Source organism: bacterium (assembly GCA_037128595.1).
In the GTDB taxonomy this organism is placed as follows: domain Bacteria; phylum Verrucomicrobiota; class Kiritimatiellia; order CAIKKV01; family CAITUY01; genus JAABPW01.
In genome coordinates this window covers 38,957-52,827 of the sequence record JBAXWB010000003.1, presented here as the reverse complement: position 1 = coordinate 52,827, position 13,871 = coordinate 38,957, and the positions used below count along the sequence as shown (strand labels likewise).

Genomic DNA, 13,871 nt, shown 5'->3' with positions numbered 1-13,871 from the left:
CATAGCAACCCTTTTATCAAAAAAACAGATGGGGTAGCAACGGATATCCCCGCGCTACCCCACGCCATCACCAGGTCTTTTACGGGACCTGAATCACCCGATAAAACTTGTTGCTCGTATTACGGGTCGACTGCAGGTTATAGAACCAGGCGTTGGAACTGACAAACGGGGACCCGATGTTCGTCCAGCTGCTGGACAGGGTCAGCGCAGTCACGGACTGGAACTGCTGCGTCACGCCCAAGGTACCCGGCAGATAGGCCAGCTCCAGGGCAGGCAGCATATTCACCGCATTGGTTGTCAGCTTGGAACTCGCACTGAGCGGATTACTCCCCCCCTGCAATTCGGCGAGATCCGAAAGGCCGTCCCCGTCCGAATCACTGTTGTTCGGATTGGTTCCTGCCGCCATTTCCAGTGCATTGGGTACGCCGTCATGGTCCGGATCACCCGCCCCGGTTTGAGCGGTCAGACTTCCGAAATTCGCCATTTCCCACGAATCCAACAGCCCGTCGCGATCCACATCGATCCCGCCCGTAAGGTCATCAATCGAGGCCTGCAGGATGGCTGCGGCGTACTTCGGATTGTGCACCCCGTGACTCCGGTCCTCTGTGACAAACAGGTAATTGTAAAGCGCCTTCCGCTGACTCAGGGTATAGGCCGCAGTCGGGGTCACGGTCGTTGACCCGACCGGCGGCAGGAGCAGGGCGAGCGTGTTTACCATGCCATCAATCTCAGTCTGGGTCCCCTCGATCACCCCATCGTGATCATAGTCGCCCCCGCCGATATTAAAGTCCTCGATCTCGCCATGACACTTGACGCAGGTCTCCGTCATGTTAACCGTGGTTGAGTTGGTCGTATAACTGAGGCTGAAGGTATGGGCGCCGACCTTGTTCATGGCCACCCCATTGGTGGGCGTTTCCTGCATATGGCACTCAATACAGGAATCTTCCAGCACGTTGATGTGCCGCGAACTGGGCATCGACATCCCGTACTGAACGGCATTCGTGCCGAATAGCATGTCCGTCTGGGGCCCATGATGCGGCCCAAAGCGGGAGGCACCCGAGGCCGTCAGGGGTGGCAGAACATATGATTCCGCATCCCGACGGGAGATGTGGCATTGCATGCACAACAAGCCATTGCCGCCCTGGGTAAATTTCGCATTGTTGAAGAGGACCACATTGGTGAAGGAGCGGAGCTGATAATCGCCCATCCCGGTGCTGTGGGGGTCATGGCAGGTAACACAAGTAATTCCCTCATTCGCGGTACCCAGACGCACGGGATTGGTAACCCCTGCCCAGTCAGGATCCTTCGACAGGATGAAATCCTGCCCGCTGTGACAAGGGGCGCAACCGGCTTCGCTGGTGTAAGACTTGAACACCTCGCCAGTTGCATGCAACGACTGACTCCATTCATAGTTTTTCACATGGTGCGTCATGCTGTCATGACAATGTCCGCAATTGCCGGCACTGAGCGAAAGACCGATCGCATTGATGTCCCCCAGATTCCGGGCGTGGCGGTCGGCGGGTCCATGGCAACTTTCACACTGAATATTGGACTTGTTCTTGAGCACCAGCGGCATGAGATTCCAGTTGTTGGTTGCAGCGGCCGTCGCCAGATTAGTTGGATATACCCAACCGACCTGTGTCGCGATATCATCAAACCCGCCATTGTTCGCACTGGCCGTCTTATCGTAACCCAGCACATGGCAGGAGACACAGGTCGACTTGAACCCGGCGCCAGCCTCACCATTGATTTTGCGTGTGAATGCCGTGGCATGGGCCGTCTGCCCCCATAGCGCCATCTTGCTTCCCGCATAGGGAGAATTATGACAGACATAACAGAAGCCCTCCCCGTTAGGCCCGGTATAATTATTGGTCCAGGCCAGGCAGCCAATATACAGGGAGCCGTAGCAGGTATTCGTGGCATACAGGGTTTTATTGCTGAGCACAACCGCAACGCCGACGATAAAGTCGTTATTGGTAATAAACGGATCGCAGGCGATATCAGGAACCAGTACGGTCCGCCCGGCGATATCGTAATACTTCCTATCGCCTCCATCGTACGAGGCAACCACATTGGTCAACAACGGACTGACCCGAAAGGACGCCACGGAATTTGTCGGCCGGTTGATCCATGACCAAGTCGCCCCGGATACCGGTTGCCCCTTGGTCACCAGTGCCTCCAGATAGAGCGGCTGCCCCAGTCCGACGTTCGCAACTCCATTGGCCAGCTGGGTCGTGTTGGTTAATCCAGCATCCTTGATTTCACCAGGCGTCAGGGGACGGGTCCTGATGACCACCGTCTGCGCCTGTAGGCTCAAGGCGCCTAATACACACATTGCCACCAAGGAAGCCATCCCTACAGCGCGGAGCGCATTACATCGGTTCAAATTGAACATTTTTCCCTCACCACTGATTTGCTGTTTACTCATGATCGAAGCCCCCCATTGGGATAATTGATTAAATATAGCATATTCCTGAACCTGAGGGGAAACCGGAGAGATCTACGATTTCTTGGACGCGGCAATTTCCCCGGGGGGACCAACCTGATAATTCCGGTATTGCCCGGGAGATCCGGGCAGATTTGCTTCCGCTGCCTTCACCAGATTCGCCATTTCGCGGGCCGTCACGTAATGCAATTGCCAGTGCTGCCCATCATTGAATTCCTTTTGCAGGAGCTGATGGGCCTGCCTCATCGCTGGCCCCAGCAGGACCGCCTGGTTGGCTGGCATACAGCCATGGGTATGAAGCTTCACGAATATCCAGTCCGGCCGCCCCCCCACATGAATCTGCTGACGCGCCCATAACCGAATCCGGTCGGCCGTGGGAGGATTGGCTCCCGAAATCTCCGCATTTTCCAACCTCGGCAACACCCCCCATTTCCGCCGCCACCAGTTGAGCGCAAGGGGCCCGGTGATGAGGAGGAGTGAGACGTGAGATGTGAGACGTGAGATGCGCGATGCTTCGCACTGACCGAAAGCCTCTACTCGCACGCCCCGATCCGCGGCACGGGGACGGCCGGGAGTATCCTTGGCGTAATATATGGCATTCACCATGCGGGGCTGGGTCGGAGACGGGGCCGAGGGGAATGTAAAGTCGGCATAACAGCCTGTTTCGGCCAGTATGCCAAGTTCCTCGTTCACCCCGCACCAATCACCATCCGGCCTCGCATTGCACAGCGCCCAGTTTCCATGGATGAAAGCGTAAGAGGCGCTTTTGCGTGTACGCTCCACGCCCAACAACCCATGTTTTTCGTGCAGCAGATCACGGAATGCGACCAACTTCTCCCGGAACCCCTCGGCTGTATCATGCCGGTGATGAAGATGGATTTCGACCTCGCCATAGCCTTTGCGGCAAAAAACGGCCAGATCGTCCAGAATCGTGGCGTCATACTCCTCCTGGGGATAGAAAAACGTGTGGCGCGGGGGAAACCCGTCAACATCACGAAATTTATCCACGCTCCCGGGGTAGGCGGCCAGCCAATCACGAACCGTCTGACGTGCCACGTCTGCTGCGGACTCGCCACGGAACGGCTCAAAGTGATCACACACCGCCACAATCAGATGCCGGGTCCCCTTGGGCGTCCGCGGCCGGCCAAGGATCGAACGGAGGTAGCCAGGCAGCCATTTATCAATCGCCTTGAACATGGTCTAGTATTACCACAGGTAGAGGGGGGAAGGAAAGGAGGAGAAAGCACTTGCATTGGTTATGCCAGTTTATCTAGTCTCACCGCTTCACATTCGTGATTGCAACGGAGGGGTGGCAGAGTGGTTTAACGCGCCGGTCTTGAAAACCGGAGTGCCGCAAGGCACCGGGGGTTCGAATCCCTCCCCCTCCGCCATCCTTCGCTCGGCGCTGAAGAGCACAGTGATATCTGAGAAGTGAGAGAAAGCGGGACAAGGCGAGAATACGCGGGAATTTGGCTGCGGGGCGCTGGAGGCGATGTGAGAAGAAACGAGACCACCCCCCCTGTTTTATCAACGATCTGAGATATTATTCATCCCTGAACTGTCTCATGAGACATAATGATTACCACGCGCCTTTCGGGCAGTGAAATGACGGATCAGTCCTACGTTTACCAAAACAGCACCCGGCCACCAGTTTACAGGTGAACCCATCCAGGGATTCGGGGCACACTTTGCATACTTCAAAACGCCCCTTTGCAATGGCAGTGCACCCGTCTTGAATATGACTTAAAACAGGGGTGAAATTGAGGGATCCATTAACGATGTCCAGTACGCCAATTCCTGAGGTGATTGATAAGGTAATTCCGGATACAGATGATGGGGAACGCAAAATAGCCCGGATGAGGTAATCAGGGAGGTAGGCGGCCGGGGCGGACATGCCGGGGAACAGGGATTCAGCCAGTTTGACAAGATCAGGGGCCGGTAAGGGTAAATGTCCAGTCATCATGAACGGTTATCTTTCCAACAGGAGTGGTTGCGCAGGTTTTTTGAGACCCTGGGGAAAAGGACATGGTTTGAGTGACACCGTTAAATGTGACGCGGAGTCTGGCAGGTCCGGATCCGCCTGCAGGGTAATACCATCCGGCCGCGCAGTGAATCTCCACACTTGAGACCCATGCGCCTGCAGCGTGAGACTCACGCACTTGTACCATGACCTCTTCCGGGCCATAACTTGTATTATCACCGCTAAGCCATGTAATGAATGGGCCAGATCCCCCGCAAGACCAGCCTACTGTACCGTCTAAAAACGATGTCCCGGTATCAAGGTCACGGGTTGGCGGATCCCACTCATATAGAATGGTCATGAAATTATCTTCGCAACACGTCGTGCAAAGGTGGCCATTCCGCGAAAGCAAAATACCGTTTTTTGATTTGAGTGCCATATCAGTTGCAGGGTTCTGCGGTGGCGATCGTAATCCAGTCGCTTTCAAGGTCGGACACCGGGAAAGTCTTAATGTTCTTGGTTTTAATTTCAAGTTTGTCGTTATAGAAACGAACCTGTGTGACAACGGGAATGGTAACGAACGGAAGCGCCTGTGTAGCCGGGGACCCTACCATATTCACATGCACCTTTGTCTTCTGGATATCTAACGAGGTGTCAGATGCGCCAATGGCCGAAACAAGATCGATGAAACTGCCCCAATTACCCGGGCTGGATGCCCCGAAACCTTTAGGGGCAGCAGATCCAAGTTCCACATTATTATTAGACATCTCCCCAGTTATCCTGGCATCAGCATCCTGGCAGTTTTTGCGGGAGCGGTTTGCCCGGCGCAGTTCGATCATGTCGTTTGCTGATAAATGCTGTGGGGGCCCCACCTGAATGGTCGTGATCCCGCTATCCAAATTCGACTGGATTCTTTGAATAACGGCGGACATGCTTGACCACTCAGTTTTACCTCCAGTAATCAAAAGGCGATTCCCCAGTCCTATTGATCCCGTCACCTCTTCCTCAGCAATGGATACGCTCCCCCTGAAATGATTTGCATTGAGGGTTTCATAGATATACTTCGCCAGGCCTTTTATGACCTCATCACCAGCCGAAATTGACGATGACACATTACGATAGGTCCCCGGGGGGCAATTGGTGGCCACGATCTGGGTGGTGACAACCTCCCCTTTCACCTCTCGTGTAACGGAACCATCCTCACCAATCACCTGGTATGAGATGGTCGTCATGACATTGTCGTCAACATCCTCGTAACTGTATTTATTATTGGGGTTGAGTATGCGTTCGCCGTCATTATTCAGGATGTATTTCCGCATCCAGTCCTGCAGCGTCCCCTCTACCAGTTCGAAATGTAGGTCAGAGTCCCTTGTAACAGAGTCGATTGTGACGTTGCGATATTTGAGGATATTGAAAACATTCGGAGATCCGGGGATAGTCCATTCGGGGTGATGCCTAAGAAACCACTTCTGAAACATGATGGGATCATAATCAAGCGGTGGGATAAATCGGCAGTGAACTGACTGCTTTTGAACGGTGGTGCTGGAACTCCACCCGGGCAAGTTGATTGTTTGGACGATAGCCCCTATTTCGCGACCAGTCGCCCCGTCAGGATATGCATCCTTTATAGTGGAAAGCTTCGTGGCCCCCTCAACATCATTGGTCTGTTCATATATGAGAACAACGGACGGCACTGAACGGGATCCCACGGCTGTCAAATTAACGGACTCGACAGAAGATTCAATTTTCAAAGTGACGGGTGGTATCTCAAACCTGACTTTGAAATGAAAGGCCGGGGAAACTGTGGAATAATCGAAATACCCTACGGAACCAGGAAGCCAGCGGGTAAGGCGGCGGATAACGTCGGCACATGACATGTCTGTGACTTCGTCCCATGCCATATAAGGGCCGTCCGTAATTTCACCACTTGTGATTAAAACTCCGCAAGATTTCGCATATTCAATGACGTTGGAAATGATTTTTCCAATCGGAATAGCCTTTCCTTCTTCGTCCTGGCCAAGGACACACCGGCTTTTGTAGTTCCACTCAGAGCGATAGACATCACCAGCCCAGTATCCGGACTTCCAGCGCTGCATATAAATAAGGCGCTCAAGCTGATCCCATGGGCCGAGAATTTCATAGGAATGCCCTTCCTGTTTTGGGTCACCGTAAACCGGCAGCCGGCCACATCTGCCAACAAAAAAGGGTTTACCATCCCGGGTGATGGCAACGGTCTGATCATAGGAGAAGAGCGATGAGTCTGTGATTGATCTGCCCGGGGCCTCGAAAGTAAGGCGATCCGTAGCCATATTGGAGAGTTCCAGGCTGATATTGGACAAATCATGGTCTGCAAAGATCATGCCGTTGATTTTCCAGTTCATGAGTCAGCCCCCCTGGATACGTTGTTTTGAGAATTGATATTTTTTATGGCATTGAACAGCGGAATGAGGTCTTTGGGCTGAACTGCTCCGGATAATTCAGCAGTATGCTTCCTAAGTGCAGCCGCCAATTCAGTTATTACGGCTTTAGTGTCACCGCCATGGAAGGAAGCGTTTGTAGCTTCCATAATCGCTTTCTTTGCCTCACTCAGATCATTTGAATCTAGTTCATTTTGCTTGGATCTTGAAACACGGCGGCCATCGTTACCGGTATCTGCATGCGGAATAATATGGAGAGAATCAATGACGGACTGCCCCATGTCGCGTGCTTTTAAATGGGCCGGCTTTTGCTCTTCGGCCATTTTGTCGAAATCTGAGGTGATTTTGTTTTCAATAACGGCATTTCCCGTCTTGTATTTTAAGGATGAAGTGTTGGCCCTTTCAAGGAGAGCGGCCTTATCGGCATCAAGTTGTTCCTGTTTAATGGCTTCCTCTTGCACCGTTTTTTGCAGGGTAGGTTTGAATGAATCTAAGTCTTTTCTTGAGGTATCAGCGATTAATTTCAATCCCGGCAATTCGGCTAGAGCATCATGCCTTTTCTGCGCCTGATTGATGGCAAGTTCATTTGGTTTCCCATCAGGACCTAAATATTCCCTCGCCTTCTTAAGATCAGATTTCGCCTCATTAATGGCTTTTAAATATTCAGGAGACTGATTACCTCCAGAAATTATGTCCTCAGCGTTTTTCCCTCCATTATCTTTAAATGTTTGTAAAGAGTCCTCATATTCACTACTTGCTGTTCTGGCCTTAAAGTGCAGGTCCGTGAAATTATCTTTCGCCTGTGAAATACGGCTGGATGAAAGCCCTTCTTCTGTATTGATTCGCTTTTCTTCCGTCCTATTTTTCCGTTGCTCAGACTCATGCTGATATTTCAATTCAAGCCGATCGCGTTCGTTGGCATTGATCTCTTTTTTTTCGAAGCGCAAATTTACCCCAGCCAGGTCAGTAGCCAGTTCCGTATCCTCACGCAGATCGCTGAGCCGTTTCAGCCGCTCTGCCTTATCAACTGCCGTTGAAAATCCATCCGCGATCGCTTTTGCTTCTGCCTTCAGATTATCAAGGCGGATGTCGTTGAGTTTTAAAACGCGATCGCGCAGCTCATCTGAGGCTTTCTTAATCCTATCCATCTCGCCTTCAGCCTCTTTTGCTCCAGTAACCCAGTCTTTGAGAGCAGAACCCATCTTCCACCCGATGGTCATTGCTGCCCCAACTGCCGATGCCTTGAAGGCCAGCATTGCGAAATTACCGCCCAACTGATTGGCAACTGAGATTGCTGCGCGGAACGGCCCCATCCCGCCCGCCATTGCATTGTTCATGGCTAAAACGGCTTTTGCCGTCTTCTCAGCCTTATCGACGGTCACATCACGCTCTTTATTAGCAGCCGCCTCTGAAAGGCCGGCCGCATTTGTGGTATTGGTCAACTCCGTCAGTTTCGCCTTGGCAGCATCAATGCCCTGACTTTCAAGGATGGTCTTAATCTTGATCAGCAATTCAGAATCAGCGCTCATGAGTGTCCTTGCATTTTAGAGATGATATAATCGGTGATGGATGACATAGCCGCCGCCTGAATGGTGTCATCTTCCGGCAGGATTGATTTGTCCTCAGGGATCGTGGCGGACAGTACCAGGGCAAACATCCACTTTCCGCCCTCATATGACGCAGATACCACCTCATTGGCCCCGGACTTACGGTTTTTCTTGGTCTTATAGGCCCAGTCGTTTTTCTTAACCAGACCGATAGGGCGTGGTTTCCCGCCTTTGGTAAGTCCCCACGCGATTTCCAGATTATTAAATTCACCCGCCCGGCGGCCGTAGGCTTCCGGATCCACCGGAATGGTGAGGTATTTGCGGCCGCCCGTTGGCTTTATGACGCCCCCGTAGTAGTGCAGCGCGATCCCGATCTGGTGGACCTTCACCTCCGCGCCATCACCTGACACCTCATAGGAGACGTTCCGGGCCGCATCGGCATAATAATGGGTACGCTTGCCACCAATCTTGTTCGGCCGGCTACTATCAAGCCCTCCCAGATGATCCTTCAGCAGGCGGCTAACAGCGCCACCAGCGACATGTTTGGAACCTTCATTAGCCAGATCTGAATGCATTCCCTGCAGGGTTTCCTGAGCTGGCCCGGATATGGTGATGGAGATGGTCATTTGGTGAGGTGAAACACGCCGTTAATGAGCTTCCCGAACGCAGAAAGAGCATCCTGCAACGACGGTGCAAGATCGCCTACAACCGCTTGCACGTCCTGATTAAAGGGAGTGATATCAGGAACAGGGGCGGCATCGCCTGGGGCAAGCAGGCCCATATTCTGAGCCTCCAGACGGGACACTGCGCGGACCCACATACCGGATCCAAAGGCATACGGTGGATACGGCAGATCAAACTGGCTGATAGCGGCCCAGATTGGGTCATTCACCAGGGAAAACATACCGGAATCGGCATAAGGGTCTGCCACCGGGATCGCCGAGGTATTCGCAATGCCGATCTCCCGGATCGCATCATTCCAGATTTGCCCCCAGGGGCGCTTCTCCTGGCGATCCTCCAGCCGGTAGAGTTCCTGGGCCGGCCAGGCATCGAGGGCGGCGGGATCCTGTTGTTGGATATAGGTGCCATAGCCCTGGGCCATCTGGACATTTGTTTTGAAAATAACTTCCAGGCGTTTATCGCTCGAAAGGTCTTTAAGGGTGCCTTCCTCGCCTGCCTCAGGCTGATAGGAGATCGACTGCAGGTAATTCTTCATCTCCAGGCGGAACGTTGCCAGATTAACAGAGGAGCCAGGAACATAATTACCGGACGCGTCGCGATCGCCGCCGCTCACGCCGCGGGTGATCAGGTCATAGGCCTGCTGCAGGATATCCGCATTGACTACCCGGGCGGAAAAGAATGCGCGTTCACGCAGATCAGCCGGAAGTTGCCCTAAATCGTAGGTACCGGCGGATGTGGGGAGCAGAGATTGACCCTGTAAGCGCTTAAGGGCTTCGAGAAATGGCATGGATGAAAAGGAAGGCATGATGTTTTCACTTCTTTTTCTGTTTCTTCTGGTTTCGTGAATGCATGGTGTACTTCACGACATACCCATCAGGACACCAACTGTATCCAAGGCCATGATGCGTTTTAATGATATTTCCCAGCAATTTCCGAATCATTGCAAAGAATGTATCCAGAGATCGGATATTCATGGAGATTGAATCAAAACAAAGCACATTCAAATCTTTCCGGGTAACGAGATCACCTCCAGCGGCGATTAAAATGGCCATCAATCGCCACATTGTTTTCGTGAGTTTGACTGGTTTCCCTTTGCGAATTGCCGTCATAGTTTTAAAGTCGAGTCGGACATCAGGCAAAACATGGAGCATGCCGCATTCCTCTAAAATCTGTGCGATAGAAAGGCTGCGGGGGATGATGGATTGACCGCAACATGTACAGACGGGGAAGGATAATTTTTTCATGGATCCACCGTGAAGATTGGGGACACACCTATCAAGTTAGGGTCAGATTGAGACATGATGTACAACTGCAGTTGATCAGCCACAGGCGCATTCAGGCTGATGCGCTTGCTGTTTACGCCTTCCACTACATTGCTGATGGTCGTGATCCAGTGGGAGAAATCGACACCTTTGCTATCCGGGGTGATCCAGTATAAATCCCACACGGCTCCGCCTCCGGACTGACGCCATGACATGTCTACGCCCTCTCCACGCCACTGGATTGAGCCCGCTGCCGGGGTAGTGATGGTCGCCCCGACAATTGGGAACGTAAACGAAACGGGGTATTTACCAGCCGGCAGATCGTAGGGTCTGGCGGGGGTCCGGGTGGGCCACGGTTGACCGTCCAGATTAGTGGCGCGGACCATGGCGGACGTGGTGAGCAAACTGTAATCAGCAGGCGGACTCCACTGAAGCTCGGCTTGAACCATAGACGCATCAGCCTGAACCCCATACCCTATGCGCCGGATCCAGTTCGAACCGCCGTCAATTGACAGGTCAATGTGAAAGCGTCGGGCGGGCAATCGGTTTGTTGCCATATCTGCGGAGATATCAGGATCAGCACAGGCATTCGTTGATGCAATGAATTTTATGACATACGATTTATAGACTTTCCCCAGGTAAACTTCCTCGGATGACTGGGCAGATGCAGCCTGAGGGGCAGTCAATTGCCAGCGCGGGGGCAATACCGGGGATGTGGCGCACCCACCTACGATCAGCAACATGACTATCCAGCCATTGCGCATTATTTGCTGGCCCCCATAGGCTTGCCGTCAGCTCCCATTTTCACCATAACCAGTTTCCCGTTATGAGATGCCAACCATAGACCTTTCGGCCAGTGAGCCATTAATTTATTCAGCCGCATTACGGCCTTACGTTCCTCTTCGTTCAGGATGGTCCCGGCGGGCAGCTCAACCCCTTCCTCCATGCTGATGCGATAGACGGTGGGCTTTGGGGGTGATTTTTCCTCAACACTCCCTGTAGAAGGCCCGATACCATCAACCCCATTCTGTCCATCCTCTCCGGCGGGGCATTGGCTGAAAGCGGCATAGGCCACCATGCAAATAAAGACAAACATCAGAGATATTTTCCGCAGTTGCCGCCACTCGACGACAGGCACAGTATGAAAACAGAGGCAAAGTTTATTCCCCTTAAGGAAGTCTTTAGCTTCGTCTGTAGCCCTGCGGAAATAGTTGAAGGGGTTACGCATTCGGCTGCGCTCCGATCAAGGCATAGAGGCGTTCCATGGCCAGGTGGATCCCGGCGTCCAGTCTGACCGTCAATCCGGGATGCTCTGCCAACACGGCGTCGATCTCTGCATCTGTGATTATGCAGTTCGTCACCCGGTGTAGGCCGGCTGGCGTCTGAAAAATGAACGGGAGGGGTTCACCGTTGACTACCCCGAACACATCGGCAGTGTATTTCGATCCGTCGTATTTCACATTATCAATCAGCACGGAGTCATATTTGAAGCCGGAATCAATAGGTATTGGAAGTGCGTATTTCATTGGGTCTCCTTTATGGAACGTGATTTGTGACGATGCCTTGAGCCGTGTACCAGATTCTCTGCGTGACGGTGCCGACGATGTTTGTGGCGATGAACGCCGTCATCCCGGTAGGAGCTACGGGATAACGGGTGTCTGAGTCAACGCCCCGGATTTTTATCGCTCCGGTGCTTCCCGTTATAGTGCATAGGTTAGTCGCGTTCGCCCCGTAAAACGTCAGAGACCCGGAGTTGGTGATGGCGGTGTTCCACATTGTGATCAGGGGCGTGCCACCGGAATCGACAGAGAAAACGGCCTGACTTGAGGCATTATAGATGTTCAACCCCTGGTAGTTGAATCGTGCACGGAAGGTATTCTGGTAAGGGTCCCATAGCTGAAGTCCGTAGGCTATTCCCAGTGTGTAGGCAAAATTTCCCGTTGTTAGTTTGCACGAAATCATATCCAGTCCTAGAGACCCGAATCCGAGAATCGGCATCTGACTGGGGGCGTCGTAGGTCGTGACGCCATTCAAATCCAGCATTGTCCGGTTACGACCCAGCTCATCCTTGATATAAACCACGTCGCTAAGGGTTGACCGGGTTATTCCTCCCGCGTTTTTGTATGTAATCCCGGACTGATCCGCGTGCGTTCGGATCGTGTTGAGAGTATCGCGCACATCTATCCCGCCCGGCGTCACTGTCAGATTCGACAGGCTAAGTGTGCTGAAATTCATGTTGGTCTGCCATGCGGTGAATATTGGTTCTGGGTAACCGGTTGTTCCGGAGATGTCGCCAAGGTGTTTCCCGCTGAACGCGTAATTCGTTGACATAAGCGTAATGCCGCTCGCGTGGAAAATACCGATTTCCGTACCACCAATTTCCCACGCATGGCACCAGTGCCCATCATACCCACGGCCGTAGGTCCCGAACTCTCCCGGGTGGCCGGCATATGTTTCACTCGGCGCGGTCCGGGAACCGTCATACCGCAGCACATTGCAGTATAGATCCTCCTCAAACAGCTGGATTGTGCCCTTGAGCATCGTCAAACCGTTGGAGTCAATCCGTGTGATGGTTTCACCGTTGAGCTTGTAATAGAGGGCATTGGTCCCGATCGCGTCCGCATCCCAAACGGCGGGAAGGTTCGTCATACCGGGTCCAATCGGACCTTGGGGACCGGGCGGTATGACAATGTCCAGGACAACATTGGTCGAGTTACCCGTATTCGTCACGGCGGCGGTGGTTCCGGTGGTGACATTCCCAATATTGATTGTCGGGGAAATTCCGGGCAAACCATCCCGTCCAATAACGCCATCCTGCCCTGGTAATCCATCACGGCCGTCACGACCAGTCGGCCCCACAGGTCCGACCTCTGACCCCACAAATACTATGACATTCGTGCCAGGAGGGCCAATCGCTCCATTCGTGCCGCCAGGCCCAATGGGCCCTTGCGGCCCGGCGGGGCCACGGGTGAGATTAGTGGTGTTGAAAGGGGAACATCCGATATTGAGGATACGAACAGTAGCGAAATCAATTGACGTGATCGGTGTCGGGTTTGTGACTGGAGAGGAATAGCCCAGGTTCGGCAGCATTGTAATCGTGCCCTCCTGCCGGATTGACGTGTTGGTAAATCCAGAAATCACGACTTCATACAGATATGAGCTGTTGGTCAGCTCAGCTGCAGGGGTCCAGGCAAAGAACATTTCTCCAGCATTCGTTGTGAGTGATCCGGTAACAGCATAGCGGTTGGTGTCACCTTGCGCCCGGTATTCAAGATAGACTCCAAGGGCCGGCGAAAGGTCAACAGGCGTACTGTAATCAAAGAACTGCGGCATGATGTTGACTGACTCACCTCGCTTGATAGGGATGGGGAACTTCTGGGGCCGCGACCGCTCCACCTGCCAACGTATGGGCGTGGGGATCGAATCAGCGGCTACTGCGGTTAAAGAGTTCCCCGCCAGAGTCATCCCGACAACCAGCCAAACGGCCAATTTAGCCGGGATAGATGAAACAGGATTGAGACTGCTGACTTGGCGGAGATTCATAAATGTACCATGGGT

The 13,871-nt window shown here is 53.0% G+C and carries 11 protein-coding genes and 1 tRNA gene; 1 reads left to right on the top strand and 11 read right to left on the bottom strand.

The features are described from left to right. Window positions 1–79: 79 nt before the first annotated feature. Together WCS52_02390 and WCS52_02385 are read right to left on the bottom strand one after the other, a co-directional pair. Window positions 80–2,428 (bottom strand): hypothetical protein, encoded by a 2,349-nt coding sequence (locus WCS52_02390; protein MEI6166019.1) that lies wholly within the window; start codon window positions 2,426–2,428, stop codon window positions 80–82. 72 nt (window positions 2,429–2,500) lie between these two features. Beyond that, window positions 2,501–3,643: a hypothetical protein gene (locus WCS52_02385; protein ID MEI6166018.1), complete on the bottom strand. Its 1,143-nt coding sequence runs from the start codon at window positions 3,641–3,643 to the stop codon at window positions 2,501–2,503. A gap of 106 nt (window positions 3,644–3,749) precedes the next feature. On the opposite strand from WCS52_02385, the gene WCS52_02380 reads away from it, so the two are divergent. Continuing rightward, window positions 3,750–3,837, top strand: a tRNA-Ser gene (locus WCS52_02380). A 1,009-nt stretch (window positions 3,838–4,846) separates the two neighbouring features. Here the strand turns inward: WCS52_02380 and WCS52_02375 are convergent. The 9 genes from WCS52_02375 to WCS52_02335 all read right to left on the bottom strand — a co-directional run bounded on the left by WCS52_02375 (window position 4,847) and on the right by WCS52_02335 (window position 13,856). Then, window positions 4,847–6,787: a hypothetical protein gene (locus WCS52_02375; protein MEI6166017.1), complete on the bottom strand. Its 1,941-nt coding sequence runs from the start codon at window positions 6,785–6,787 to the stop codon at window positions 4,847–4,849. Beyond that, window positions 6,784–8,352 (bottom strand): hypothetical protein, encoded by a 1,569-nt coding sequence (locus tag WCS52_02370; GenBank protein ID MEI6166016.1) that lies wholly within the window; start codon window positions 8,350–8,352, stop codon window positions 6,784–6,786. Before WCS52_02370 ends, WCS52_02375 begins: the two co-directional genes overlap by 4 nt. Then, window positions 8,349–8,945, bottom strand: a complete 597-nt coding sequence (locus tag WCS52_02365; GenBank protein MEI6166015.1) for a hypothetical protein — start codon at window positions 8,943–8,945, stop codon at window positions 8,349–8,351. Before WCS52_02365 ends, WCS52_02370 begins: the two co-directional genes overlap by 4 nt. A gap of 47 nt (window positions 8,946–8,992) precedes the next feature. Then, window positions 8,993–9,856 carry a hypothetical protein gene (locus tag WCS52_02360; protein ID MEI6166014.1) on the bottom strand — a complete coding sequence of 288 codons (864 nt, stop codon included), beginning with the start codon at window positions 9,854–9,856 and terminating at the stop codon, window positions 8,993–8,995. 7 nt (window positions 9,857–9,863) lie between these two features. Next, a complete protein-coding gene (locus WCS52_02355; protein MEI6166013.1) occupies window positions 9,864–10,295 on the bottom strand; it encodes a winged helix-turn-helix domain-containing protein in 432 nt (143 codons plus the stop codon). After that, window positions 10,292–11,056 carry a hypothetical protein gene (locus WCS52_02350; GenBank protein ID MEI6166012.1) on the bottom strand — a complete coding sequence of 255 codons (765 nt, stop codon included), beginning with the start codon at window positions 11,054–11,056 and terminating at the stop codon, window positions 10,292–10,294. Before WCS52_02350 ends, WCS52_02355 begins: the two co-directional genes overlap by 4 nt. A gap of 20 nt (window positions 11,057–11,076) precedes the next feature. Continuing rightward, window positions 11,077–11,409 carry a hypothetical protein gene (locus WCS52_02345; protein MEI6166011.1) on the bottom strand — a complete coding sequence of 111 codons (333 nt, stop codon included), beginning with the start codon at window positions 11,407–11,409 and terminating at the stop codon, window positions 11,077–11,079. Window positions 11,410–11,533: 124 nt separating this feature from the next. Next, complete coding sequence (locus WCS52_02340) at window positions 11,534–11,839, bottom strand: hypothetical protein (protein ID MEI6166010.1); 306 nt, start codon at window positions 11,837–11,839, stop codon at window positions 11,534–11,536. A gap of 10 nt (window positions 11,840–11,849) precedes the next feature. After that, window positions 11,850–13,856, bottom strand: coding sequence for a hypothetical protein (locus WCS52_02335; GenBank protein ID MEI6166009.1), 2,007 nt, complete (start codon window positions 13,854–13,856; stop codon window positions 11,850–11,852). Between the last annotated feature and the right edge of the window lie 15 nt (window positions 13,857–13,871).